This is a genomic window from Ochrobactrum sp. BTU2 (genome assembly GCF_024539785.1).
Taxonomy (GTDB): Bacteria; Pseudomonadota; Alphaproteobacteria; order Rhizobiales; family Rhizobiaceae; genus Brucella; species Brucella anthropi.
Genome location: NZ_JAHWRG010000004.1, coordinates 204403 through 228653 on the forward strand (window position 1 = coordinate 204403; position 24251 = coordinate 228653).

A 24251-nucleotide genomic window follows, 5' to 3' on the forward strand; every position below is an offset into this window, starting at 1 on the left:
ACTAAAGTAGAACAGCCTCACAGCTCCACCTACTCGCCCTCATAGTAAAATCTGCCGGAACGTCAGATTTGTACGAATTATCACGTGGCAAAAACTTCATCACAACATAGATTTATAATGTGGGCTGCGCACCGCTGCCGGTTGCGGGCCTTTCAGGAATAAGGGAATTCAACAGATGATTGCTCCGGAAGAGCTACAGCGCCGAATAGAAAAAAGACTTGCCGAGAGCAGTTTTTCACAACCGGAACTTCTGATCCGGCGGGCGCATCGTTTAGCGCAGGAAGGCAAGAACGGATCAGCCTCGGTGGCCGACGCACTGCTGAAGGAAGCCGGTTCGCAAATAGGTCTGCAGGAGCTTTCCGAAATAATCGACCACAAGCCCTGGCTGCTCGAAACGATTATCAATGGCGCTGGGAAAAAGGTCGGTAACTCCGACCATCATTAGATGTGCGTTAGAACAAACATTTAGAGCGCATTTCCAGTATTTTCTTTCGATACATGACTGCAAGGGGAGACACAGATGATGATAACCGGACCTCAATGCCGTGCAGCCAGAGCGCTTGTGGAATTCTCACGCGACCGTCTGGCCCAACTATCGGGGATTGAAGCAGCGACCATCGAGCAGTTTGAGCGCAAGCTCGGTACGCCAACAGGCGAACAGATACAGGCATTGGCCAATGCGCTGGAAAAAGCCGGAGCGCAATTCATTCCCGAAAATGGTGGCGGTGTCGGGGTACGCCTGAAATTCAATCGCTCCGAGACCAAACGCATTGCCAATCTGGAGAACGAGGGCGGCCCGACTGCCTCCGACGAGGTGCCGTAGCAAGCGCAGGCTTTTCGATAGCGCGTCCTGAAAACGACCGCGTAAATAGTTGGAGCGCCGACCCGGTTCAATCAGATCGGCGCTCCAGACTCTCAATTCCTGAAAAGACTTACTTGTCAGTCAGGGCCGGCGGATCCAGACGCTCCTGCATCTTGATCGTCACCAGATCCTTGGCTTCAAGATTATAATCTTTGAAAGCAGCACCGCGAAGAACCTGATCGTCATAGGTCTTGACGTAGTAAGTCATGTTCTTCATGTCGGCAATGGTCGTCCACTGCGTGTATTCGAGCGGCGTTGCCGGGTCCACGATCCAGCCCTTGGGAATATCAAAGTTGTTGGCGATATGCTCGGCCAGACGAACGCTTTGCGGCCCGCTCGGCACCTTTGCCGCCGACAGAACGAAAGCCGTTGCGCGCACAAACCTTGATGGAGGCGTCGTGTCTCCAGGCACGCCCAGCATACCCGATCCTTCACCCAATGGCGTGAAAGTAGCGCCATTGACCTTGAGCGGCTTGGTATTGTCCGGCGACAGGTGAACATAATTGCGCAGATTGGTCATGTGCCAGTCAAAGGACGGCGAATTCGTCATCACTCCGAGCGGATTGTCATAAACCTTCAGCTTGCCGTCGATGGGTTCAATGACAATCGATGCACCCGTCGCATCGTGCAGCGTATAATGCACCGGTGGTGCGAAACCCATATTGGGTTGCTTGACATCAATGACGGCAATGCTGCCAAGAGCTGCCTTCACTTCCGCCACGGTGGAGAAATTGGTCAGGGCCCAGCTCAGAACATCCCAAGGAGCAAGGCTGTCTTCCGCCTTGGCCGTGGAAGGATCCTGGAACTTGGCGTAATCCGGGAAATAGAGGATGCCGCCCGCAAGTCCCTTCTCATTCATGCCATCCGTGAGAGCCGGAATGCCGAATGCATTCATGCCGATCACGGCATATTTGCTCTTCCATTGCTTGCCGGGTTTCGCATCGGCGGCGGTCGCCGTGAAAGCATAGTTTCGCGGAACGACGATCATATCGGACTTGAGTTCGAACCCGAATTCCATCGTGCGCGCATAGACCATACCACCGTCGCTCGTCGGGAGAACGAAGCTGGTGCAGGCGAAAGCTGCCTGAGGAACGACCAGAGCTGCAGCGATGAGAGCGGTTGCAGCGCCCCGCGCAAACATCCGGCGAGACGACTTCCAGATAGATTGTTTCGTTTTCATGATGACCTCGTTACTCCACGATTTGTCATATTAAGAATTGCCAAAATAACTTCCTCGCCTCACCTCAATGAGAAAAGAGGCGCCGCTCCCATTCCGAATAAATGGTTGCACCTGATGAAAGTCAACAGAACAAACCTTAATATAAGTATCAATTTTCAGTTTATTTCCCTGAATGATTAACATATATATGGAGAAAGATTTAAATCTGATGTATTATCGAAATTGCTAATACATAATCCAGGGGGTTTTTTCGGTGAAAGACGGAAGATCGCGTAACCAGAACGGGAATTTACTGTTAAAATTTTCCAGAAGTATTATATTAGCATCAACTGTTTTAATAGGTATGTCAGCGACATCGTTCGCGGCAGATGCCGTGACACCACAACCAGAAATTCAGGACCAGCAGCGCTGGCGCGTGATTTTCAGCCCATATGTCTGGGGCGCATCGTTGAACGGCACTGCAGGTCTGCTGGGCCGCAGCACGGATGTTAACGTCCCATTCCGCGAGATTTTCGATAATCTCGATATGACTTTCATGGGCAATGTCGATATCAGCAACGGCACGGTTGGTTTTTTCATCGACGGTCAGTACGTCAAGACCAGTCAGGATGAAAACCTCCGCGACAACGAACTCGCCCTCGATATCAAGACAACCACCTTGGCAGCTGGCGCTTATTATCGCGTATATGAACAGCAGCTCGAGGGAACGACGCTCTTCGGAAACCAGCGTATCTTCGCGATTGAACCAACCCTCGGCGTTCGCTGGACAAGGCTCGAAGCCGGACTTGAAGTCGGTCCGTACAGCGGATCGCGCAAGGTAGAATGGACTGATCCTTTCGTAGGCGCGCGTGTCTTCTACGACATCAACGACCGGTGGAACATTTTTGCAGAAGCCGACATTGGTGGTTTCGGAGCTGGAACCAAACTCAGCGCCAATGGCCAAATCTATCTTGGATATCGAACAATGGTTTTCGATATTCCCACGACATTCCGTGTCGGCTACCGGGCGCTTTATCAGGACTACAAGGACAACGATACGGTTGAGAATTTCAAGTATGACGTGACCCAGCATGGGCCAGTCGTTGGTTTCTCCGTCTCGTTCTAGTTCACAACAAATTAGTTTCTGTTGTTTGACCCGCCGGCAAAACCGGCGGGTTTTTTGCTATTCTCTCCCCTTGATCAGCTCTAAGTAAAATTCAACGACTTCCGGTAATAATAAGCGGGGAATAATGTGGGGGAATGAATGACCTATATCTTCGAGCTGCCGATCTATCTTTCTTTTACGGCCTTCGCCGTACTTGGAATTGTGTTCTATGCGGTTGGACGTTTCGCGCTCGACATGCTGTCCAAACATGCAGCCAGCGACGTTCTGTCCATTCCGATCGGTGCTTTCATCAGCACCATTGCGACGGCCTGGGCCTTGTCGCTCGGTTTTGTTGCCGCTGATATCTGGAGCGTCAATTCCCGGGCAGATCAGGCGATCAGTGAAGAACGCTCGGCCATTTCCCGTCTGATCGGAACGTCCAGGGCCGAGATATTGAATGCGCCTGAACTTACTGCCGCCCTCACCGGCTATCGCCTTGCCGTAATCGATGACGAATGGCGCGAAAAGATCAATGTCGAGCCAGCAGCTTCCGTTGAAACGGCGTTGCAGAGTATCCGGCGCGAGATCATCAATCTGGCACGCGCCGACGTGCCGTCACCCGTTATCTCCCAACTCATCAACGATTTCGATGAATTGCAGGACGCGCGCAATACCCGTCTGGCTGTCGGATCAACCTCAATCGACTATTACAAATGGTATCTCGTGCTTTCTCTTACATTCCTCACGGCGATAACCATTGCAGCGACCCATGCGGACCGTGTGCGAGCTGGTGTAAAGGCGCTCGTCATTTATTCGCTGACAGCCTCATTCTGCCTCTGGATTCTCGCAATCCACGCCAATCCCTATCAGGGGCTGGAACGCCTTGAACCGTCCCTGCTTTTCACCAGCCACAAGCACGGTTAAGATAGCTGAAGATTCGATTTATTTTATCCTGCTGAAATTGCAGGGAAATCTTCTCAATCGAACGCGGAGCAGCGATTTGATGAAACTGCTGGGCGCTGGCGCCCTCATAGGCTTGGCCTTCCCGGTCGGAATGGCTTCTGCACAAACCTTCAGCGTCTGCCACGGTTATGAATGCCATTACCGGACCAAGGTTACGCTGACCGCGAAGGACCAACAGCGTATCCGGAACCTTCTGCAAAATGGCAGTCGCAGCGCAGATGGCGAACGGAAAGCACTGCGAACGGCAGTTGCTATCTTCGAACAGCGCGGCACCGCAGCGATTGGCGTCCGGGACAAGCCGAGAATGCAATTCGGCAAGGCCCGAATCAAGGGCCAGATGGATTGCATCGATGAATCGACCAATACCGATAACTTCCTGCGCTACCTGCAATCAGGCGGCTGGCTGAAGCACCACACTGTCGCGCGACGCACGTCCCGCGGCGCTTTCTTCGATGGACGATATCCGCACTGGACGGCAGTTGTCGAAGACAAGCAGGGCCAGAAATGGGCCGTCGATTCCTGGTATGAGGCAGGCGGCGGACCGCCAGACATCATGCCGCTGCAGCAATGGAAGCAGCGCGGTTATATGGGCGAGCGTTAAAACCCGTTCGCCCGTCTTTCCACTTACAATCACTGCCTTATATCGCCCTGCGAAGGGCATTCACTCAATAGCGAACGGGCATCCTGCCCTAGAGATTACCGGGCATCACAGAGGGGACGATCTATGCCGATTTTGAAGCGGTCTTTTTCCAGCATCTGCACTACAGCGCTCGTTGCAGGCAGCATGCTCGCCGCACCGATTGCCGAAGCTTGCACACGTTTCGTGTATCACGGGGCCAACGATCAGGTGATGACCGCCCGATCCATGGATTGGAAAGTGGATGTTGCGACCAATCTCTGGGTCTTTCCACGCGGCATGAAACGTTCCGGCGAGGCCGGCAAGAACTCGCTTCAGTGGACATCCAAATATGGCAGTGTGATCGCCTCCGGTTACGACATTTCCACGACAGATGGACTGAACGAAGCAGGACTTTCCGTTGGCGCATTGTGGCTCGTTGAATCGGAATATCCGAAATATGACGGCACCACACCGGGCCTCAGCATCGCGGCTTGGGCGCAATATGTGCTTGATAACTTTGCCACAGTCGACGAGGCGGTCAAAACTCTGCGCGCAGAACCTTTCACCATCGTGACGGACAAGGTCCCCGGTGAAGACAGACTGGCCACGTTGCATCTGGCCATATCCGATTCCAGCGGCGACAGCGCGGTCATCGAATATATCAACGGCAAGCAGGTGATCCATCACGGCAAGCAATATCAGGTGATGACCAATTCGCCGACATTCGACGAGCAGCTTGCGCTCAACTCCTATTGGACCCAGATCGGCGGCACTGTCATGCTGCCGGGCACCAATCGCGCCGCCGACCGTTTTGCGCGCGCATCGTTCTATGTAAACGCCGTCCCGAAAACCGACGACCCTGTTGAGTCGATTGCCAGTGTTTTCAGCGTCATCCGGAACACCTCGGTGCCTTTCGGCCTGACAACACCTGACCAGCCGAACATTTCCTCGACACGCTGGCGGACGGTGGCCGACCAGAAGCGCATGCTGTATTTCTTCGAATCGGCTTTGACACCCAATGTCTTCTGGGTTGATCTCAAGGAAATCGACTTTTCGCCAGAAACCGGCAAGGTCAAGAAACTCGACCTCGGCGTCAATCAGACCAACACGTTCAATGGCGTCGTCAACGACAGTTTCAAGGAAAGCGAGCCCTTCAAGTTCCTCGGTCTTTGAGCTGGTTCTACAGTTTTTTGCTGAACCAATCACGCTCCGTTGCGTTAGTTATCCATAACCAACCCAGAACGGAGGACCAACCAATGGACTGGAATCGCGTTGAAGGAAACTGGAAACAGGCCAAGGGCAAGATCAAGGAACAGTGGGGTAAACTCACCGATGACGATCTCGACCAGATCAATGGCCGGCGCGAGCAGTTGGAAGGCAAAATCCAGGAACGCTACGGCATAGAAAAAGACCGCGTACGTTCTGAACTGGATGATTGGTACAATCGCCAGACCTGGCTTTCATAAAGCCGCATCCTTCAAGAGAAAGCCCTGCCCATTGGCAGGGCTTTTTCAATTATCACCGGCAGCCATCCACGCGCTGCAGAGAGGCGGAAAGCCCCATCAGGGAGAAGGTATAGCGGGTCTGCGTACCGCGTGCCGATGTTGCCTGCACATTGAGCGTTTTGCCCGCGCGCATTGCCCGCATCAGCTTCGCTTCGTCGGCAACATTTTCCGCCCAGGCGCGATTGCCCTCGCTGAAGAACGGAAAGCGCGCGCCATCCACCATCACATTGACCGAACTGTTGGCTTTCAGCTGATATCCCATCACCAATTGAGGGCTATACTGGCCATCCGCCTTGGAAATAATCACGAAATTATCACCGTGCTGCACGCCGGTCGGCTGAAAATTGATCGGTACAGTCAAAGCATAGCATTTGTTACCCGCAAGCTCGGTGTTCTGGTAAACGCCCCAATCGCGGAATTCACCCAAATAACTCGTCTTCGCTGAAGCCGCGAGAGAGCTCGCCACCAACCCTGCCAATGCCAGCGCAACGGTGGTTGCATTTTTTCTCATCGCCCAAAACCTCCATTTTGTCGCCAGTTCACGTCACTTAAAAAATTGTTTCATTGCGTTACTATTTTCTTAACGAACTGCTAAAATTTGTTGAAAGTTTGCGATGGAAACCAAAAACACCGGTCTGTTGGAACAGACCGGATACCGCACAAGGTAACAGCTCCAATGGAAATATTGCGCATCGCGACAAAATTGATTGAAGGAGACATCGCAATCCCCAAGAAGTCGCCTTGGACCTCCCGAAATATTTGGTCTGGTACCACATTGCCGTTTTTACCTGCATTGCACAGGATAACGCGGCACCCGACAGTTGCGAATACAGTTAAGTTCAAAAAAGTCCATGAAGACATGCCGACCACGTATATATGTAGATCGGCATATCTCAATGTTACGCGTTGATTACAACTTTGGCAGCAAGACCTTATCAATTACATGAATAACGCCATTTGACTGCTTCACATCAGCAATGGTTACGTTCGCAACATTGCCATTCTCGTCGGTTAACGTAATCTTAGCGCCGCTTTCCTTTGCCTTGAGAATACAACCACCGACTGTCTTCACATCATGCGAGCCGTTGTCATCGGCAATCATCTTCTTGATGTTCTTTGACATCGCGTCCGCTGCAACGACGTGGCAAGTCAAAACCTTGGTTAGCTTTGCCTTGTTTTCAGGCTTAAGCAGATCATCAACAGTGCCTTTTGGAAGTGCGGCAAACGCTTCGTTTGTTGGTGCAAACACTGTAAATGGCCCCTTACCTTTCAGCGTTTCCACAAGGTCTGCGGCCTTTACTGCTGCAACCAATGTAGTGTGGTCTTTGGAGTTCATCGCATTTTCAACTATGTTTTTGTTCGCATACATTGGCGAGCCGCCGACATTGGGGTTTTCGGCATAAGCAGATGTGGCAGCAACCAGCATTACAGTTGCTGCTGAAAGTGCACGGAACGTAAAGGGGTTCATAGTCTGTCTCCTCCTAAAGCAAACAATTCTGGGAGATAACACCTGCCCAGAAGCTCCTGAAAAGGTAGCCAATGAGGAAGACGAGATTAGAAAGAGAAAAGTTTCAGGAGCCAAGCCAAACTTGCGGCACTTTACAATGGGCGCACAATACCACTAGCCACGATTGGGCCAGATGGTACCCCGGTTGGAGACCCGCCAAATGGTTCAAGACTGACGGCGAGTGTCGTACCCGCTGTAATATCGTCGCGTAGTTCAAGCGGAATGGTAAGTTCCCCTTGTTTGCCTGGCTTAAAGATACCCAGCGAAACGGGGTTGCCTTTTTGCAGTACCAACCAAAGTTCAAGCGATTTCTCGCCGGAGGCTCCAGCTGCAACAGGGATGACTTGAAGATATCCGCTGGCCGGATCATAGGAAGCGAGCAAATTCACACGTACGTCTGTTGCTGACAGTTCGGCAACCAGAGGACCGCTGTTCTTAGATGTTAGATTACCGCCGAAAGCGAAGATAATCGCTACACCGGCAGCGATTGTTGTTGCCAAAGAAACCCATCGCCAGAAGGTAACAGAACTCCATAACGACACAGTATGCCCTGCATCCTGTGTCGATCCAAACAATCGATTCTCTATCTCTCCGAATATATTTTCATTCACTGGCAATTCTTGATAGTCGTCATTGAAACGCGAGAAACTGATCTGCCATCGCTCAACTAGTAACGCGAATTCCTTGTCATGAAGCATCCTTTGCTCTACTTGGCGACGCTTCTCATTTGACAAAACGCCGAGCACGTATTCACCAGCCAGCACGTCATCCTGACCGCGTTTGCCATGATTTTGCTCGCTTGATGTCATCGCTGCATGCACTCTCTCAGTTTCAATAGACTGCGTCGCAACCAAGTGCGTACAGTATTCAAAGGCACTTGTAATTCCTGGGCGAGCTCAAGATAGCTGAGACCTTCCACATAAGCTTGCCGAACCGCTTTCGCATGAACTTGATCGAGCTCTCGCATGCAATCATCTATCCGGCGTCCTTCGTCTCTTGCCAACACCTCCTTCTCGGGGCTTGGATTGACGTCGTCAGCCAGATCATGAATTTCGTCAAGATCCTCCGTAACAGGTTTTCTTGCTCGAATGACGTCTATTGAATGATTGCGGGCGATGGTAGCCAACCAAGCTGAAGCCACGCTTTCACCAATCCCAAACGTACTCGAACGTTTCCAAATCTTGATATAGACGTCTTGAAGAGCTTCCTCTGCCTCCGATCTGTCTTTCAATATACGAAGGCAAATCGCGAATAGTTTCGGGCTAGTATCCTTATAAAGTGAGGCGAAAGCGTCTTTGTCACCCAAAGCCACTTTGCTAATCAGAACGGATGTTTCATCTGTCTGTTTCAACGAAATCAGTGCTTCTCATACGAATCTGCGGGATCAGCGAAAACGATTATTCGGCATCCGTATCAGTCCAGCATAATACTCTTTAAAGGAGCTTGAATATGCTCAATCATATGCAAACACTAATTGCTGTAAATATCAACTTGAATAGCCGCTTTACTTGTACCAACTGGACATGGTTCGGCTGAGCCTCGTTTAGCGTTGCAAACGAACGCACAGAACGGCGAACTCGCCAAAGATAAGCCAAATAAATTACTGAGGGAGAAAATGGTGGGCCCGGAGGGACTCGAACCCCCAACCAAGCGGTTATGAGCCGCCGGCTCTAACCAATTGAGCTACAGGCCCCACGCAACGTTGACCTACCCTAAAGAAAGCCGGGATACAAGCTGTCAAATGCATCAGTTGCCCTAATGCGCACATATTCAGTTGCGATGCATACAACCTAGAGCATTTCCTGCAAAAGTGCGAAGCGGTTTTGCCTAGGATAATGCGACGAAACAGATAGTTAGAGCGGTTCCAGCGACTCCGCTTTAACTGGAACCGCTCTAAAATCACGGTATTTCTGATTTGAACCAGCAGTTGTAATTGGCACGCAATTCGAATCTGATATCGTCGGCTTCATACATAAGAGGGAACTTAAGAAATAAGCGATTTCAAAGGCAAAGTGGCCAGCCGCTCCGGTGCAACCAGCTTTGCCAGAGCTGCCTCAACTTTCTCTACAGGAGATTTTATGAACAACCGCGCTACCACTCTTCTTGCAACCTCCTTTTCTGCAATCATGCTCGCAGGCGCGCTGACGCTGCCAGCTCTGGCACAGGAGAATCAGATGACGAAGCAGCCTGCGCGTATCGCCGTCACTGGCGAAGGCACCATGACCGCCTCGCCCGATATGGCCATCCTCAATCTCTCCGTATTGCGCGAGGCGAAGACCGCTCGCGAAGCTATGACCGCCAACAACGAAGCCATGGCGAAAGTACTCGAAGCCATGAAGAAAGCCGGTATCGAAGATCGCGATCTTCAGACCGGCGGCATCAACATCCAGCCACGCTACGTCTATCCGGACGACAAGAATGGTCTGAAAGAACCAAGCATTACCGGCTATACGGTTTCGAACAGCCTGACTGTACGCGTGCGCGATCTGGCCAAGGTCGGCAATGTGCTTGATGAATCCGTCACGCTCGGCGTCAATCAGGGTGGCGATCTGAGTTTCGTCAACGACAATCCGGCAGCCACGATCAATGAAGCGCGCAAGCGTGCCGTTGCCGACGCCATCGCCAAGGCAAAGACCCTTGCCGATGCTGCCGGTGTAGGCATTGGCCGCGTTGTCGAGATCAACGAGCAGAGCCGCCCACCCATGCCGATGCCAATCGCTCGTGCTCAGTATAAGACCATGGCCGCAGCAGCGCCGGAAGATGCCGTGCCCGTTGCAGCTGGCGAGAACAGCTATAACGTTTCGGTCAATGTCGTTTTCGAAATCAAGGAATAACGGCAATCCAATTGGCAATTGCGAAGGGGCGCTCCAGCGCCCCTTTTCTTTTACCCGCCACAAAGAAAAGCTCCGGCCTGATTTACTCAGGCCGGAGCTTTTGAAACTTAAGCCGTGCGCCTTAGCGAATGATCGGGCAACCACGAACATTTGCGAACACGACACCGGCGGGGCGACCATGACGGAAGCCACGAACCTGAACCGACTTGCCGCGATAGACGACACGCGCATTGCGGATGCCCATGCGATTAGCCTTCATCTTGGCGCCTTCGATGGAGCAGGCACGACCACGATAAGCTGGACGGCTATGGTGGTAGCCTCGGTAATCGATATTCACGATGGCAGAGCTTGCCGACGTGCTGATGGCTGGAGCGACAACCGGCGAGGCAGCGCTGGCGGAAGCTGCCGTCGTGAAGATGGCGGCAACACCAAGAGCAGCGGTTACGACGAACGACTTGAGCGAAATAGCAGACATCTTTGAACCTCTTCGATTTGTTTTCAGGTCTTGCCTGAGGCACCCGAGAAGTAGCGCCCTATAGATGAACAGAATGAAAAACCAACGTTCATGTGCCGTTCAGCTTCATATGAAGTAGAAGGGATGCCTGCTCACTGATTTTATAAACTGAATAAATTCAATGTATTATAAGGAAACAAAATCCACACTGCGATATTTGAAGCATAGATTAAATTTACGCAATGTTTGAAAAACGCAAACGAGCCATCAGCGGTGGCTCGGCATCACCATATGATCGAGATAATCGTCGTCATCTTCCAGATCGTGATCGAAAGCCGTCACCTTGCCGCGAACGGAAATACCTGCCTCATGCACCGTGTCGGGTGAACCCGAAACCAGCGGATGCCACCAATAGAGATCCGAACCTTCTGCAACCAGACGGTAGGCGCACGTCACAGGCAGCCAGTCCACCTCGTCAACGATCTCCGGCGTCAGAAAAACGCAGTCCGGCACCGTCTTCTTGCGGTTCGGATAATCACGGCACTGGCAGCTGTCCGGGTTGAGCAGCGTGCAGGCAACGCTGGTCCAGTAAATCTCGTTTGTGTCGTCATCCTGCAATTTATGCAGGCAACATTGGCCGCAACCGTCACACAGGCTCTCCCACTCGCTGCGGGTGAGCTGGTTCAAGGTCTTGGTGCGCCAGAATGGTTTGTCGTTCATAATGCAGCGTATAATGGAATTATGTCGGGAATGGCGTGGACAAATCGCCGCCATTTCAGAACACTTGATATTCGATCCGGATCGGGCTATTAGACCCTCGTCATCATCATGACCGTAAGCGTCTTACGTTAGGCAACGCATCAATCTCGCCGGGAACGGCAATTCGCATTGATGTTTCGTTGCGCCTTCCCCGCAGAATATACAGGAATACACATGTCTCAGTTTGAATGCGCACGCCGCAGGAAGCTGCCTGCACGTTATGCATCTATTGTGATGCCGTTCATCCTATCGATCATGATGACATTCATCGTGTCGTTGATTGCAACCGCCAAGAGCCTTGGCATTGCCCATCCCAATCTCGCATCCAGCTGGATGTCGGCATGGGCCCTTTCGTGGGTGGTCGCCTTTCCAGTTCTCCTCGCCATTCTGCCCATCGTGCGCAGAATGGTCGCCATGGTGTGCGACCCGCATTAACAGTTAGAGCGCGTTTCGATTTGATAAGATCAGATCGGCACTCTAACGTCTTCTATTTCAAGCATAATCTTATCGATCCTCGTTTCACTCCGGTCGGATTATGCTCTAAAAAAGCAAAAGCCGCGCATCTTGATGCGCGGCTTTTTCAATTCTCTTGCAGGCGGCTCAGCGGAAAATAGCTTCGCCTTGTTCATCCACGATCTGCCGTCCCTTGTTCAGCGAAATGCTGGCGGCATCTTCGATGCCGGGGCAACGGTCGGCACGAACGAAGCGATATTCCTTCACTTCGCCATCGATCGTCTTGGAAATGACGCCGCAGACCTGATACTGCCCGCCCTCGCTATAGGGCGTGGCAATGATCAGAAAATCCTTGTGTTCAAGGCGACCCGCCTCTTTCGGCTCTGCCGGTGTCTCGGAGGCAGAGCCTCCACCGAAAAGACGCTTCAAAAAAGACATATCGCCTCCCCTTCCCGTATGTTTTTGTTCAGTTCAGCTATCCAGGCCCTAGCTATCGAGGAACGAACGCAGCTTGCGCGAACGGCTCGGATGCTTCAGCTTGCGCAGCGCCTTGGCTTCGATCTGACGGATACGTTCGCGGGTAACCGAGAACTGCTGGCCGACTTCTTCCAGCGTGTGGTCGGTGTTCATACCGATGCCGAAACGCATACGCAGAACACGTTCTTCACGCGGCGTCAGCGAAGCCAGAACACGGGTCGTCGTATCGCGCAGATTGGCCTGAATCGCTGCATCGATTGGCAGAAGCGCGTTCTTGTCCTCGATGAAATCGCCCAGATGTGAATCTTCCTCGTCGCCAACCGGCGTCTCGAGCGAGATCGGCTCCTTGGCGATCTTCAGCACCTTGCGCACTTTTTCGAGCGGCATGGCGAGCTTTTCAGCCAGTTCTTCCGGCGTCGGCTCACGACCGATTTCATGCAGCATCTGGCGCGACGTGCGGACGATCTTGTTGATCGTTTCGATCATGTGCACCGGAATACGGATGGTGCGCGCCTGATCGGCAATCGAACGGGTGATTGCCTGACGAATCCACCAAGTCGCATAGGTCGAGAACTTGTAACCACGACGATATTCGAACTTGTCGACCGCCTTCATCAGACCGATATTGCCTTCTTGAATGAGATCAAGGAACTGCAAGCCACGGTTCGTGTACTTCTTGGCAATCGAGATGACGAGACGAAGGTTGGCTTCCACCATTTCCTTCTTGGCGATAGTTGCTTCGCGTTCGCCCTTCTGCACCTGATTGACGATGCGGCGGAATTCACCGATGGAAATCGCGGTTTCGGTCGCCAGCATCTGGATTTCAGAACGCAGACGGTCGATGGCACGCTCTTCCTTGGCTGCAAATTCCTTCCAGCCACGGGCTGAAAGCGTGCTCACGCGCTCTACCCATTTCGGGTCCAGCTCGTGGCCCTGATACTCCTTCAGGAATTCCTCACGACGCACACCGAAGGATTCGGCCAGACGCAGCAGCTTACCTTCGTTCTGAACCAGACGCTTGTTGATGTCGTAAAGCTGTTCGACGAGCTGTTCGATACGGTTCTGGTTCAGCGACAGCGACTTCACTGCCTTGATGAGCTGATCCTTCAGTTCCTTGTAGCGACGTTCCTGGCTCGACGACAGTTCGCCCGTCGCGGCCAGACGGCCCTCGACCTGCTGATCCTGCAGCTTGCGCAGCTTCTTGTAGGTATCGGCGATGAGGTCGAGCGTTTCCATGACCTGCGGACGCAGTTCGGCTTCCATGGCCGCCAGCGACAGGTTGGCTTCGTCTTCGTCCTCTTCCTCTTCTTCCGTGGGCATGTCGCCGCCGACATTGGTAATGTCGTCGTCGTCACGGCGGCGCTGAGGCTTGTCGTCACGCGGCTTTTCCTCTTCCACGCGCTCGATCACCGGAGCCTGCTTGGCTTCCGGACCGGCATAGGTGGTTTCGAGGTCGATAATTTCGCGCAGCAGAATGTTGGAATCGTTCAGCTGGTCACGCCAGATGATGATCGCCTGGAAGGTCAGCGGGCTTTCGCAAAGCCCGGCGATCATGGTCTCGCGACCAGCCTCGATGCGCTTTGCAATCGCGATTTCGCCTTCGCGCGACAGAAGCTCGACGGACCCCATTTCGCGCAGATACATGCGCACCGGATCGTCGGTACGGTCGGTCGGCTCTTTCTTGGTCGTGGTGGTGGCAACAGCCGTACCGCCGGATTCGACCAGATCGCCGCCCTCTTCCGAGTCGTCGTCGTTGTTTTCTTCGCGGTCGTTGTCCTGCTCGTCATCTTCAACGACGTTGATGCCCATATCGGAAAGCATCGACATCGTGTCTTCGATCTGCTCGGATGTCACTTCCTCGGAAGGCAGCACGGCGTTCAGCTCGTCCATGGTGACGTAGCCGCGCTTCTTCGCGAGTTTGATCATCTTCTTGACAGCATCGTCAGAAAGGTCGAGAAGCGGACCGTCGGCAGCACCTTCGCGCTCGACTTCGGCTTCTTCGTTTTCCTTAACCTTCGTTGCCATATGTTCTTCTCCAGGCGACCCCGGTCGCTTCTAAGATATATAGAGTTCTCGGACAGTTTTGCGAGGTCGCAATCCGTCAGTTGATTCTGCGAGTAGCCGATTTCCTGTTAATGGCGGATTAACCTTGCCATCGGTATCGGGCTTCTTCATCTCCGATTTCTTGTGGGCAGATCAGGCGGTCAACCAGACAACGCCACTTTCCGGGCCACTTTTCCGGCCCAAATCCGGCTTGCTGCCTTGCAGCATCGGATATCACCGGTTTCTGTTCTTTTCCTTATTCGAACTGTCGTGATTCCGTCATTTACGCCACACGTCAAGAGCGACTCACATGATTCGGGCTTAAAAAGCGAATCATTTGTTGTCGCGACCTCTTCGTTGGCCAGATAGAGCACGTTTTCCGGATCGCAACCCCGCATTTCCGGCTGTTCTCGCAGAACTGATTCGGAAATCCGAATCAGAAACCGCCGGGTGGGCGCCCCGAAGACAGTCCAAAACCGTCGATCAGAGCTTCAGTCGCATCAGCTTTCAAAATCTGATTTTGTATATCTCTGAGACGTGCAAACAATTCGCCCGTCTCGTCTGTTTCAAGTGCGGCCTCAACGGCCCGCAGCTCCTTATGTAGTGTGCGCGCACGCTGATGCAAGTGAAGCGCCTGACGAAGGGCTTCGCGCGCGTCGTCTTCTGCGGCCAGAGCCGTCGCAGTCCAGAGTTTCGCACCCTTCACCACGAGTTCGAGCATTTCAATCTGCTCGCCATGACCGGCATTGACCAGTGCGTGCCGCATGGCGTGACCATCTTCCATATGGCCGGCAGCCAGCACATCCAGCATGGCCAGATGCAGCGACTTGAGTGCCTCATGTCCCAGATCGAGTGCCGCCAGCGTCTCGAAATCCTCTTCAATCAGCCGTGGGTGATTGAGAAGCGTCAGCACGATGGCAGTTTCGCGCAAGGGGGCATGTGATCCAGCGCCCGGCCTGCCGCCCTTTACCAGCGTGGAGCGCACCAGACTGTCGGAAATCGCAAGGCGGCCATTGCCGCCCGCCGGTCCGCCGCGTCCCCGTCCGCCATCATTCCTGCGGTTGAAAGACGAATTGCGCTGTCCGCCGACTTGATACCCCTGACGCCCCTGGCCAAAAAAGGCTTGTGCCCGGTCGCGCATATCCTGACTGTAGTGGCGCCGGATATCCTCATTCGCGATGCGGCTGGTAATTTCACGCAGCCGCGCCTCCAGTTCGGCGCGGCGTTCCGGCGTATCGAACACACCGCCCGTCGTTTCCCGCGTCCACACCATATCGACCAGCGGTCTGGCGTCACGCAGGACCACATGAAATGCGGCTGGGCCTTCCGCCTTGACCAGATCGTCCGGGTCCTGCCCTTCCGGCAATAGTGCAAAGCGCAGCGATTTGCCGGGCTGCAAGGCAGGCAATCCAAGATCGACGGCGCGATAGGCAGCGCGAAGCCCCGCACCATCGCCATCGAAGCACAGAACGGGTTCAGGGCTGATGCGCCAGAGAAGTTCGAGCTGTTCTTCCGTCAGCGCCGTACCGAGCGGAGCCACCACCTGATGGATACCCGCCTGCGCAAGCGCGATCACATCCATATAGCCTTCAACAGCGATGATGGATTTGGCCGGTTCTCCAGCTTGCGGCTGGCAGGCCTTGCGCGCCCGCAATCCGTTATAGAGAACCCGCCCCTTGTGAAAGAGTTCGGTTTCCGGCGAGTTCAGATATTTGGCCGGAGCGTCCGCAGAAAGCGCACGCCCGCCGAAAGCAATGATCCGCCCGCGCAAATCCTCGATCGGGAACATGACGCGATCGCGAAAACGGTCGTAGGAAACGGCAATCCCCTCGCCGTGCACAACAAGGCCGCACGCCTCGATCTGCTCGCGCGACACGCCTTTGCCAGCCAGAAACTCCTTCAAGGCATTGCGCGACTCTGGCGCATAGCCAATGCGGAACGACTGCTGCGTTGCGGTCGAAAGTCCGCGATCCCGCAGATAGGCGCGTGCCTTGGCTCCAACGGCGCTTTGCAGCTGGTTTTCGAAGAACTGCGCAGCCAGCTCCATGACATCATAAAGCGTCGCGCGCTGTGCCTCACGCTTTTCCATTTCCGGATCGCGCGCAGGCATCGGAACGCCTGCCATATCGGCCACACGCTCCACTGCTTCCGGGAAACTCAGGCCTTCAAGATCGGTTAGAAACTTGAAGTGATCACCGGTCACACCGCAACCGAAACAATGATAGCGACCCTTGCGATCTTCGCAGTGAAAGCTTGGTGTCTTCTCGCCATGAAACGGACAACAGGCCCAGAAATCACCCTTCGGAGGATTGCTCTTCTTGCGGTCGAACGAAGCGCGCGTTCCTATCAGCGTCGAGATCGGGACGCGGTCTCTGATCTCATCGAGAAAGGAGGGCGGAAAACGCATTACAGATTTCACTTTCAGTTCGTTCAGACAGCGGGAGTGTATTCCTTAGAGTATATAGGCGCGCCCGTTCTGACAGTCCATCGTGCAGGCATGTCCCTCCCCGCTAATCACATGTCGCTGCCAAACAAGCCCGCTGTCACAAAACTGTCATATATCCGTCATGACGCTGCGGGAATGGATTGCTTTTAATTGCGAACAAGCCCATATCTCTTGAAGAATTGATTAGCCGGAACATATTTTTTCTTCATTTGTTGCGTTAGCTCAATCACAGATGTCAACCTCCAACCCGAAGGGATTTTGCCGTGAATGGTTCTTTGGTCCTTTTGCATCTGGCCGGTGCAGTTGCGCTCCTGCTTTGGGCGACACGCATGGTCCGGACCGGGGTGGAGCGTGCCTATGGCGACCGGCTGCGCAGACGCTTGCGCAACCAGATGCAGAACCCGCTGCTTTCCGTCGCCTTCGGCCTTGCCCTTGCTGTCGCCCTGCAAAGCTCGACAGCGGTTACGCTTCTCGTCGGTTCATTTGTCGGTTCAGGTTTCGTAAGCGGCGTTGCAGGCCTCATGGCCGTGCGCGGCGGCGAGCTTGGCTCCGCCCTCGTCGTCAAGATCCTGAGCTACGACCTCACGCTTCTGGTACCGCTCTGCCTTGTCATCGGCACAGGCATCTTCATGACCACCGAACGCCGCGACTGGCGGCAGATCGGACGCATTCTGGTCGGTATCGGCCTGCTCATCATGTCACTGGAAATGACCGGACAGGCCACCGAGCCGCTGCGGCAAAGCGAATTGCTGCCGGTCATCGTCGACTATCTGTCAAGCGACCCGATCACTGCCTATCTGCTCGCAGCACTCATGACATGGCTGTTTCATTCCAGCGTTGCCGCCGTCATCCTGCTGACCACCTTTGCCTCGCGCGGGCTGATCCATCCAGAGCTCGCCGTGGTGATGGTTCTCGGCGTCAATCTGGGGTCTTCGATCATCGCCCCGATCCTGACCCGGCATGCGCCACCTGAAACCCGCGTCGTGCCACTCGGCAACCTTTTGATGCGCGGCGCCGGGTCACTCATCATGCTCGTGCTTTACCAGACCTTCAAACCATCGGTCGCCTTTCTCGGCACCGATCCGGTTTCGCAGGTGGTCAATGCGCATATCCTGTTCAATGTCATCGTGATGATTGCCGGTATTCCGCTTTCTGGCCTCGTGCTGCGCGCAACCGAGGCTCTGGTCAATCTCAATGCGGACAAGGGCAGCCCCGCCTCGCAGCAGCCCATCGAGATCGAGCAATATAGCGCGCTCGACACTGCCGTGCTCGACCGGCCCTCGCAGGCGCTTGCCAATGCAACCCGCGAAGTGGTCGGCGTCTGCGACACGATCGAAGTCATGCTGCGGCGGATCATCGAGCTTTATGAGAAGCCCGATCAGGTGCGGATCGATGAACTTGAAGCTCTCGATGACCGCGTGGACAAGCGCCATGCTGCCATCAAGCTCTATCTGACCAAGCTTGCAACCCATGAGCTGAGCGATTTCGAGTCGCTGCGCATGCAGGAATTGCTGGGCGCATGTGTGAAGCTTGAGCAGGTCGGCGACATCATCGTGCGCAACATGCTGGCGCATGTTCAAAAGAAGATGGATCACAAGCTGGAATTCACCGAAGAAGGCTGGAAGGAACTCAGCCATTTCCACGCCATGGTTCTGGCCAATGCGCACTTGGCATTCAATGTGATTGTCTCACGCGATGGCCGTACGGCCCGTCAGCTCGTGCAGGAAAAGGACCAGCTGCGTGAACTGGAAAAGCAGACCAGCATGCGCCATTTCAGCCGACTGCGCGAAGGCGCCACCCGCAGCATCGAGACCAGCAGCATCCATCTCGACACGATCCGCGACCTCAAGCAGATCAACTCGCTTCTCGCTTCAATGGCCTATCCGGTCCTCGAAGAACAGGGCCTTCTCAGCGATACGCGACTGAAAGCCGTCAAGCAGGGCTGAGTATAGCGCCAAACAATAGAAAGCCCCCGTCAGAGCGGGGGCTGAAACAAAAGCGAAAGGCACTTATGCCTCACGCTTTCACTGCAGAAGCGATTTCACGATGGCGCTGGCCTTGGTGAAATCCATCTTGCCTGCATAGCGCTCTTTAAGAACGGCCATGCACTTGCCCATGTCGCGCAGACCTTGAGCACCGATTTCGGCAATCACATCCGCACAGGCCTGTTTGACCTCATCCTCGCTCATCTGCTGCGGCAGAAATTCGGAAATGATCGTGATTTCCTCCCGCTCCGCTTCAGCGAGCTCAAGACGGCTGCCTTCTTCATAGATGCGGGCGGATTCTTCGCGCTGCTTGACCATCTTGCCGAGAATACCCAGCAATTCTTCATCCCCGACCGGGTCCTTGCCAGCAGTACGGTTGGCGATATCTCGGTCCTTTACCGCAGCCAGGATCAAACGCAGCGTCGACATGCGACGCTTCTCCTGTGCTTTCAGCGCGGTCGTGAGGGCCTGGGAAATCTCCTGGCGAAGCATAACGTCTCTCCTGACGGTGTAAGTTCTTTGTTGTTCGTTTCCTGCATCTATACAACAAGCGAATAGAATCGCCGAGCTGTCCGAACCACCATCCCGAGAAATAATAATACGACGATTATCGTCATTATTTCAGGAAAGCATAGCCTCGGACGATTGACCCGGCGTCCAAGTTTCTCTATTGCTCAAGGCTTAGCAGGACATCGGCACGTGCTCGCGGCGGGAGGTTTAAAATCCCCGCTGCCTTTTGGCGCATATATGACCCTTGACGCTTCATCTTTCAAGCCACCCTTCCGGTGGCAGGTTGAAACACGAACGCGTGCCGCATAAAGCATGCCGCCCAAAAGTGGGAACCGGTTTTGGGACAACGGCATGCACGAAAACAAACAGTTAGAGCGTCGATTTGATTCCATCAGTTCGACGCTCTAGCTGACAACGAAATGACAGCACACGCTGGCGCGCGGCTAACAATCAGGAGTGCAGACCATGACAGAAACCACACCGAAAACAGCACCCTGGACTGTTGAGAAGCGAACCGCCATCCTCGTACTTGCAGACGGAACCGTGATCGAAGGCAAAGGCCTCGGTGCAATCGGTGCGATTGAAGCCGAGGTCGTGTTCAACACGGCGCTGACCGGTTACGAAGAAATCCTGACCGACCCGTCTTATGCCGGTCAGATCGTAACCTTCACCTTCCCGCACATCGGTAATGTCGGCACCAATGCCGAAGACGTTGAAGACCTGACGCCGGCCAATCGCCACGGCGCAGTCGGCGCGATCTTCAAGGCTGACATCACGTCACCATCGAATTTCCGCGCAACGGAAGATCTGGATGCGTGGCTGAAGCACCGCGGCGTCATTGCACTGACCGGTATCGATACGCGCGCGTTGACCTCGCTCATCCGCGAGCGCGGCGCACAAAACGCAGTCATTGCTCATGATCCGAGCGGCAAGTTCGACCTCGAAGCACTCAAGGCACGCGCCGCCGCATGGAGCGGTCTTGAAAATCTCGATCTCGCCAAGGACGTCACGGTTGGCCAGAGCCTCACATGGAAAGAAACGCCATGGACGCTCGCAGACGGCTATGGCGAACAGGACGCCCCGGAATATCACGTGGTGGCGCTCGATTTCGGCGTGAAACGTAACATTCTGCGCCTGCTCACCGGCCTCGGCGCAAAGGTCACCGTGCTGCCGGCAACGGCAACGGCTGAGGACGTTCTGGCCCACAACCCGGATGGTGTCTTCCTGTCCAACGGTCCTGGCGATCCGGCAGCGACCGGCGCATATGCCGTTCCAACCATTAAGAAGCTTGTCGAAACCGACCTTCCGGTCTTCGGCATCTGCCTCGGCCACCAGATGCTGGCGCTGGCCCTTGGCGGACGCACCGAGAAGATGCATCAGGGCCATCACGGCGCCAACCATCCGGTGAAGGACTACACGACCGGCAAGGTCGAGATCGTATCGATGAACCACGGCTTCGCGGTCGATTCAGACTCGCTGCCGGAAAATGTCGAGGAAACGCATGTGTCGCTCTTCGACGGCACCAATTGCGGGCTGCGCGTCGTCGGCAAGCCGGTATTCTCGGTGCAGCACCATCCGGAAGCATCGCCCGGCCCGCAGGATTCGCACTATCTGTTCCGCCGCTTCATCAACCTGATCCGCGAAAAGAAGGGCGAAACGCCGCTTCCGGAACGCGAACAGGCGGCTTAGAGCGCATCCCGAAAAGTGTGAAACGGTTTTCGGAAGAGATGCGCGTCAAAACAAACAGTTAGAGCGCCGATCTGATTCAATCAGATCGAAACGCGCTCTAAGCCATCCAAAAGAATTATCGAAGTAAAAGGCCGGAGTAAAAACTCCGGCCTTTTCATTTTCCGTATCGATCAAACCTCTGAGGGCTTGGCCAAGGGCGTTGGACGCACCCGCGCCACCACGATGACCAGTGCCAGAAAAACCAGTCCGGCTCCCACAGCATAGGGCATTCCAGCGAAGACGAACGGCGCATTCATGCCGGTGAACACGGCGAAAAGCTGCGTGAAGATGAGCGGGCCGATGATGGTCGTAATACTCGACACGCTTGTCAGTGCACCCTGCAATTCGCCTTGCGCGGAAGGCGGAACCTTGCCTGCCGCAATACTGCGCAGCGGCGGATCGGCCAGACCTTCCAGCGCCGTCAGGAAGATGACGGCATAAACCATCCAGCCTTCCCATGCGATGGCGTATCCAATCATGCCAAGACAGGAAAACAGCACGCCTGTGATCGCTGTGCGCCGCTCGCCAAGCACCGGCAAGACCCTTGGCAGAACCAGCGCCATCACGAACGCCGCGCCGATACCGAAAAGCCCCAGCGACAGACCTATCTGGGCTTCGCTCCAGTTATAGCGATAAGCACCGACGAAGGCCCAGACGGACGGATAGACGGCATGGGCCAGCCAGAACAGGAAGAAGACCAGCACCACCCAGCCGATGCCGGGATAGCTTCGCATCTGCTTGAGCGCGCCCAGCGGATTGGCGCGGGCGATCTGGAAGGTGCGCCGGTTTTCACGCGTCAACGTCTCCGGCAACAGGAAATAGGCGAGGATGAAGTTGATGAACGACAGGAACGCCGCTCCGTAGAACGGAACGCGCGGACCGAACTCCCCCAGCAAGCCGCCCAGCACCGGACCAAGCGCAAAGCCGACACCGAAAGCAATGCCGATCAGGCCGAAATTGCGCGCACGATTGCTGTCATCGCTGACATCGGCAATGTAGGCGGATGCCGTCGCGAAGCTTGCTCCGCTGATGCCTGCCAGCACACGACCGACAAACAGCATCCAATAGGTGGTTGCGAGCGCACAGATCAGATTGTCGAGTGCGAAGGTGAAAATCGAGGCGAGCAGCACCGGCCGGCGCCCGAAACGGTCGCTCAGATTGCCGATCATCGGCGCGAACAGGAACTGCATTCCGGCATAGACCAGCAAAAGCCAGCCACCATCGACGGCTGCAGTGCTGATATCCGCGCCGGTCAGCTCTTCGAGAAAAGTCGGCAGAACCGGCATGATGATCGCAATGCCGATAATGTCGAGGAACAGTGTCATAAAGACGAGTAACAAGCCCCGCCGTACAAACTGGGGATCATGCATGGGACACCTGAAATATGCTCCACGACTGAAAAGGTGGAACATTCATAAATTGTGTTGATTGGAGAACTCGCGCGCCATCGCCGCTCAAAATTGAGCGTCACGCTTGCAAATCGGAAAAAGGCCGCGCCGGTGCGAATGCATTTATCTGGAAAATTATTTCACGACAAGGCGAATATTGCAGGCTTTCGACAAAAAGAACGGGCGTTTTTCCTCCACAAAGAAAAAGGCGGTCGAAACCGCCTTTTTCTACAGTATCAGAACGACTTTAAACATCACCGCTGAATGTATCGCAGGATTCCAGCTTGCCGCTATCGAAGCCGCGCTGGAACCACTTGGCGCGCTGGGCGGATGTGCCATGATTGAAGCTTTCCGGAACAACATAACCCTGACTACGGCGCTGCAGCGTGTCATCACCGATCTGGTGTGCCGCATTCAGAGCTTCTTCAAGGTCGCCTGCTTCCAGAATACCCTTCTGCTCCGTGTAGTAACCCCATACACCGGCGAAGCAATCGGCCTGAAGCTCAACACGAACCGACATCTGGTTGGCCTGCGCTTCGCTCATCTGCTGACGCATCTGGTTGAACTTGGGCAGAATGCCAAGCAGGTTCTGGATATGGTGCCCGACCTCATGCGCAAGGACATAGGCCTGTGCGAAATCGCCGGAAGCGCCAAAACGGTTTGCCAGTTCCTTATAGAAACTCAGATCGATGTAGAGCTTGCGATCGCCGGGGCAATAAAACGGCCCGGACGCCGCGGAAGCAAAGCCGCAAGCCGAACGAACCTGTCCGGAAAAGAGCACCATGGTCGGCGGCGTGTAGGTCTGGCCGCGTGACTTGAAAATGCCGCTCCAGACGTCTTCCGTCTCGGCCAGCACGGTGCGGGCGAACTGCGTTGTCTCATCATTGGCAACCGCGCCCCCCTCGGCAGCGGTCCGTCCGGATTGACCGGCTTGCTGGGTTACGCTTGGCCCCATGCTGCCATCGCCGAACAGGATCGGCAGCGGATCGATACCAACCGCACGCAGCACGAAGAACATCACCACCAGAATGAGAATACCGGAAATGCCGCCACCGCGAACGATTCGAAAGCCGGGACCGCCAAGGCCCCCGCCGCGACCGAAGCCGCCACCTATGCCACCGCCCTGCGCCCCGCGCTGATCTTCCACATTGTCACTTTGCCTACGGCCTTGCCAGCGCATTGACCAACTCCCCTACACCGTGCCGCTCTCGACGAAGCAGCACCAACCTATACATGTAATTGTCGCATAAAGAGTTGGCACGGCAACATAAAAAGTAAATGGCAGTGTCAATCACAAACGAAGACTCTTTCGCAATAGTTTGGACAATAGAAATCCCCTCCTGCTTCGATAGACAAAACCTGTCAAAACAAGCATCAATGGAAGGGATCCTAGAAAAATTGACGGCTTCCTTCACAATGTCACAAACATGAAGGCGAAGCCTCCACAATCTATA

25 protein-coding genes, 1 tRNA gene and 1 pseudogene are annotated in these 24251 nt (G+C 54.5%); 12 read left to right on the forward strand and 15 right to left on the reverse strand.

The features are described 5' to 3' along the window. Window positions 1-175 precede the first annotated feature (175 nt). The gene (locus KWJ32_RS13380) at window positions 176-445 is read left to right on the forward strand and encodes a hypothetical protein (RefSeq protein ID WP_010659690.1); all 270 of its coding nucleotides are present in this window, start codon (window positions 176-178) and stop codon (window positions 443-445) included. A 75-nt stretch (window positions 446-520) separates the two neighbouring features. Then, a complete protein-coding gene (locus KWJ32_RS13385) occupies window positions 521-823 on the forward strand; it encodes a helix-turn-helix domain-containing protein (protein ID WP_010659689.1) in 303 nt (100 codons plus the stop codon). A 109-nt stretch (window positions 824-932) separates the two neighbouring features. On the opposite strand, the gene KWJ32_RS13390 is transcribed toward KWJ32_RS13385, so the two are convergent. Continuing rightward, window positions 933-2042, reverse strand: a complete 1110-nt coding sequence (locus tag KWJ32_RS13390) for a choloylglycine hydrolase family protein (protein ID WP_125300084.1) — start codon at window positions 2040-2042, stop codon at window positions 933-935. Window positions 2043-2385: 343 nt separating this feature from the next. On the opposite strand from KWJ32_RS13390, the gene KWJ32_RS13395 reads away from it, so the two are divergent. The 5 genes from KWJ32_RS13395 (at window position 2386) to KWJ32_RS13415 (ending at window position 6174) form a co-directional block, all read left to right on the forward strand. Further along, on the forward strand, window positions 2386-3147 hold the full coding sequence (locus KWJ32_RS13395) for a hypothetical protein (RefSeq protein WP_231771193.1): 762 nt from the start codon (window positions 2386-2388) through the stop codon (window positions 3145-3147). Between the two features lie 138 nt (window positions 3148-3285). Beyond that, a complete protein-coding gene (locus KWJ32_RS13400; protein WP_012091715.1) occupies window positions 3286-4050 on the forward strand; it encodes a DUF4239 domain-containing protein in 765 nt (254 codons plus the stop codon). A gap of 79 nt (window positions 4051-4129) precedes the next feature. Next, entirely contained in the window at window positions 4130-4690 is a 561-nt protein-coding gene (locus KWJ32_RS13405) for a hypothetical protein (RefSeq protein ID WP_151610678.1), read from the forward strand. 123 nt (window positions 4691-4813) lie between these two features. Further along, window positions 4814-5881 carry a linear amide C-N hydrolase gene (locus KWJ32_RS13410; protein WP_010659684.1) on the forward strand — a complete coding sequence of 356 codons (1068 nt, stop codon included), beginning with the start codon at window positions 4814-4816 and terminating at the stop codon, window positions 5879-5881. A gap of 83 nt (window positions 5882-5964) precedes the next feature. Beyond that, window positions 5965-6174, forward strand: coding sequence for a CsbD family protein (locus KWJ32_RS13415; protein ID WP_006467262.1), 210 nt, complete (start codon window positions 5965-5967; stop codon window positions 6172-6174). A 52-nt stretch (window positions 6175-6226) separates the two neighbouring features. Here KWJ32_RS13415 and KWJ32_RS13420 read toward each other — a convergent pair whose 3' ends face one another. From KWJ32_RS13420 to KWJ32_RS13440, 5 genes are all read right to left on the reverse strand, one after another. Beyond that, complete coding sequence (locus tag KWJ32_RS13420) at window positions 6227-6724, reverse strand: invasion associated locus B family protein (protein ID WP_012091713.1); 498 nt, start codon at window positions 6722-6724, stop codon at window positions 6227-6229. Between the two features lie 399 nt (window positions 6725-7123). Further along, window positions 7124-7681: a fasciclin domain-containing protein gene (locus tag KWJ32_RS13425; RefSeq protein ID WP_012091712.1), complete on the reverse strand. Its 558-nt coding sequence runs from the start codon at window positions 7679-7681 to the stop codon at window positions 7124-7126. Between the two features lie 131 nt (window positions 7682-7812). Then, window positions 7813-8529, reverse strand: a complete 717-nt coding sequence (locus KWJ32_RS13430) for an anti-sigma factor (RefSeq protein WP_012091711.1) — start codon at window positions 8527-8529, stop codon at window positions 7813-7815. Then, a complete protein-coding gene (locus KWJ32_RS13435; protein ID WP_012091710.1) occupies window positions 8526-9071 on the reverse strand; it encodes a sigma-70 family RNA polymerase sigma factor in 546 nt (181 codons plus the stop codon). The genes KWJ32_RS13430 and KWJ32_RS13435 overlap by 4 nt, the downstream gene beginning before the upstream one ends. 265 nt (window positions 9072-9336) lie before the next feature. Continuing rightward, window positions 9337-9413: transfer RNA gene (locus tag KWJ32_RS13440), tRNA-Ile, on the reverse strand. Window positions 9414-9798: 385 nt separating this feature from the next. Here KWJ32_RS13440 and KWJ32_RS13445 point away from each other — a divergent pair. Then, window positions 9799-10554 (forward strand): SIMPL domain-containing protein, encoded by a 756-nt coding sequence (locus KWJ32_RS13445; protein ID WP_010659679.1) that lies wholly within the window; start codon window positions 9799-9801, stop codon window positions 10552-10554. A 121-nt stretch (window positions 10555-10675) separates the two neighbouring features. On the opposite strand, the gene KWJ32_RS13450 is transcribed toward KWJ32_RS13445, so the two are convergent. Then, window positions 10676-11029 carry an antifreeze protein gene (locus tag KWJ32_RS13450; RefSeq protein WP_125334491.1) on the reverse strand — a complete coding sequence of 118 codons (354 nt, stop codon included), beginning with the start codon at window positions 11027-11029 and terminating at the stop codon, window positions 10676-10678. 246 nt (window positions 11030-11275) lie between these two features. After that, window positions 11276-11728, reverse strand: a complete 453-nt coding sequence (locus KWJ32_RS13455) for a YcgN family cysteine cluster protein (protein WP_040129171.1) — start codon at window positions 11726-11728, stop codon at window positions 11276-11278. 213 nt (window positions 11729-11941) lie between these two features. Here KWJ32_RS13455 and KWJ32_RS13460 point away from each other — a divergent pair, with 213 nt between their 5' ends. Continuing rightward, window positions 11942-12202, forward strand: coding sequence for a DUF2798 domain-containing protein (locus KWJ32_RS13460; protein ID WP_040129169.1), 261 nt, complete (start codon window positions 11942-11944; stop codon window positions 12200-12202). Between the two features lie 165 nt (window positions 12203-12367). On the opposite strand, the gene KWJ32_RS13465 is transcribed toward KWJ32_RS13460, so the two are convergent. The 3 genes from KWJ32_RS13465 to dnaG all read right to left on the reverse strand — a co-directional run bounded on the left by KWJ32_RS13465 (window position 12368) and on the right by dnaG (window position 17147). After that, window positions 12368-12658, reverse strand: a complete 291-nt coding sequence (locus KWJ32_RS13465; RefSeq protein ID WP_010659675.1) for an HlyU family transcriptional regulator — start codon at window positions 12656-12658, stop codon at window positions 12368-12370. A gap of 48 nt (window positions 12659-12706) precedes the next feature. Further along, window positions 12707-14722 (reverse strand): RNA polymerase sigma factor RpoD, encoded by a 2016-nt coding sequence (gene rpoD / locus KWJ32_RS13470; protein WP_012091706.1) that lies wholly within the window; start codon window positions 14720-14722, stop codon window positions 12707-12709. Window positions 14723-15176: 454 nt separating this feature from the next. Beyond that, window positions 15177-17147 carry a DNA primase gene (dnaG, locus tag KWJ32_RS13475; protein ID WP_012091704.1) on the reverse strand — a complete coding sequence of 657 codons (1971 nt, stop codon included), beginning with the start codon at window positions 17145-17147 and terminating at the stop codon, window positions 15177-15179. Between the two features lie 302 nt (window positions 17148-17449). Between dnaG and KWJ32_RS13480 the strand changes: the two genes are divergently transcribed. Next, complete coding sequence (locus KWJ32_RS13480; RefSeq protein WP_151610220.1) at window positions 17450-19132, forward strand: Na/Pi cotransporter family protein; 1683 nt, start codon at window positions 17450-17452, stop codon at window positions 19130-19132. 78 nt (window positions 19133-19210) lie between these two features. On the opposite strand, the gene KWJ32_RS13485 is transcribed toward KWJ32_RS13480, so the two are convergent. Further along, window positions 19211-19663 carry a GatB/YqeY domain-containing protein gene (locus KWJ32_RS13485; RefSeq protein WP_010659670.1) on the reverse strand — a complete coding sequence of 151 codons (453 nt, stop codon included), beginning with the start codon at window positions 19661-19663 and terminating at the stop codon, window positions 19211-19213. 483 nt (window positions 19664-20146) lie between these two features. On the opposite strand from KWJ32_RS13485, the gene carA reads away from it, so the two are divergent. Next, a complete protein-coding gene (gene carA, locus KWJ32_RS13490) occupies window positions 20147-21370 on the forward strand; it encodes a glutamine-hydrolyzing carbamoyl-phosphate synthase small subunit (protein WP_151610221.1) in 1224 nt (407 codons plus the stop codon). Between the two features lie 170 nt (window positions 21371-21540). On the opposite strand, the gene KWJ32_RS13495 is transcribed toward carA, so the two are convergent. After that, a complete protein-coding gene (locus KWJ32_RS13495) occupies window positions 21541-22779 on the reverse strand; it encodes a tetracycline resistance MFS efflux pump (RefSeq protein WP_012091700.1) in 1239 nt (412 codons plus the stop codon). 51 nt (window positions 22780-22830) lie between these two features. On the opposite strand from KWJ32_RS13495, the gene KWJ32_RS13500 reads away from it, so the two are divergent. Next, the gene (locus KWJ32_RS13500; protein WP_181834049.1) at window positions 22831-23061 is read left to right on the forward strand and encodes a hypothetical protein; all 231 of its coding nucleotides are present in this window, start codon (window positions 22831-22833) and stop codon (window positions 23059-23061) included. Here the strand turns inward: KWJ32_RS13500 and KWJ32_RS13505 are convergent. Both KWJ32_RS13505 and KWJ32_RS13510 read right to left on the reverse strand, forming a co-directional pair. Further along, complete coding sequence (locus KWJ32_RS13505) at window positions 23045-23977, reverse strand: neutral zinc metallopeptidase (protein WP_010659667.1); 933 nt, start codon at window positions 23975-23977, stop codon at window positions 23045-23047. The two genes, KWJ32_RS13500 and KWJ32_RS13505, sit on opposite strands and share 17 nt — an antisense overlap. Before the next feature lie 111 nt (window positions 23978-24088). Then, window positions 24089-24199 (reverse strand): annotated as a pseudogene (locus KWJ32_RS13510) (DUF2306 domain-containing protein); the annotation flags it as partial. Window positions 24200-24251 lie beyond the last annotated feature (52 nt).

Bases quoted from the DNA above. Each gene is read 5' to 3' on its own strand.
- KWJ32_RS13380 (WP_010659690.1), top strand. From the start codon at position 176: ATGATTGCTCCGGAAGAGCTACAGCGCCGAATAGAAAAAAGACTTGCC.
- KWJ32_RS13385 (WP_010659689.1), top strand. From the start codon at position 521: ATGATGATAACCGGACCTCAATGCCGTGCAGCCAGAGCGCTTGTGGAA.
- KWJ32_RS13390 (WP_125300084.1), bottom strand. From the start codon at position 2,042: ATGAAAACGAAACAATCTATCTGGAAGTCGTCTCGCCGGATGTTTGCG.
- KWJ32_RS13395 (WP_231771193.1), top strand. From the start codon at position 2,386: ATGTCAGCGACATCGTTCGCGGCAGATGCCGTGACACCACAACCAGAA.
- KWJ32_RS13400 (WP_012091715.1), top strand. From the start codon at position 3,286: ATGACCTATATCTTCGAGCTGCCGATCTATCTTTCTTTTACGGCCTTC.
- KWJ32_RS13405 (WP_151610678.1), top strand. From the start codon at position 4,130: ATGAAACTGCTGGGCGCTGGCGCCCTCATAGGCTTGGCCTTCCCGGTC.
- KWJ32_RS13410 (WP_010659684.1), top strand. From the start codon at position 4,814: ATGCCGATTTTGAAGCGGTCTTTTTCCAGCATCTGCACTACAGCGCTC.
- KWJ32_RS13415 (WP_006467262.1), top strand. From the start codon at position 5,965: ATGGACTGGAATCGCGTTGAAGGAAACTGGAAACAGGCCAAGGGCAAG.
- KWJ32_RS13420 (WP_012091713.1), bottom strand. From the start codon at position 6,724: ATGAGAAAAAATGCAACCACCGTTGCGCTGGCATTGGCAGGGTTGGTG.
- KWJ32_RS13425 (WP_012091712.1), bottom strand. From the start codon at position 7,681: ATGAACCCCTTTACGTTCCGTGCACTTTCAGCAGCAACTGTAATGCTG.
- KWJ32_RS13430 (WP_012091711.1), bottom strand. From the start codon at position 8,529: ATGACATCAAGCGAGCAAAATCATGGCAAACGCGGTCAGGATGACGTG.
- KWJ32_RS13445 (WP_010659679.1), top strand. From the start codon at position 9,799: ATGAACAACCGCGCTACCACTCTTCTTGCAACCTCCTTTTCTGCAATC.
- KWJ32_RS13450 (WP_125334491.1), bottom strand. From the start codon at position 11,029: ATGTCTGCTATTTCGCTCAAGTCGTTCGTCGTAACCGCTGCTCTTGGT.
- KWJ32_RS13455 (WP_040129171.1), bottom strand. From the start codon at position 11,728: ATGAACGACAAACCATTCTGGCGCACCAAGACCTTGAACCAGCTCACC.
- KWJ32_RS13460 (WP_040129169.1), top strand. From the start codon at position 11,942: ATGTCTCAGTTTGAATGCGCACGCCGCAGGAAGCTGCCTGCACGTTAT.
- KWJ32_RS13465 (WP_010659675.1), bottom strand. From the start codon at position 12,658: ATGTCTTTTTTGAAGCGTCTTTTCGGTGGAGGCTCTGCCTCCGAGACA.
- rpoD (WP_012091706.1), bottom strand. From the start codon at position 14,722: ATGGCAACGAAGGTTAAGGAAAACGAAGAAGCCGAAGTCGAGCGCGAA.
- dnaG (WP_012091704.1), bottom strand. From the start codon at position 17,147: ATGCGTTTTCCGCCCTCCTTTCTCGATGAGATCAGAGACCGCGTCCCG.
- KWJ32_RS13485 (WP_010659670.1), bottom strand. From the start codon at position 19,663: ATGCTTCGCCAGGAGATTTCCCAGGCCCTCACGACCGCGCTGAAAGCA.
- carA (WP_151610221.1), top strand. From the start codon at position 20,147: ATGACAGAAACCACACCGAAAACAGCACCCTGGACTGTTGAGAAGCGA.
- KWJ32_RS13495 (WP_012091700.1), bottom strand. From the start codon at position 22,779: ATGCATGATCCCCAGTTTGTACGGCGGGGCTTGTTACTCGTCTTTATG.
- KWJ32_RS13505 (WP_010659667.1), bottom strand. From the start codon at position 23,977: ATGCGCTGGCAAGGCCGTAGGCAAAGTGACAATGTGGAAGATCAGCGC.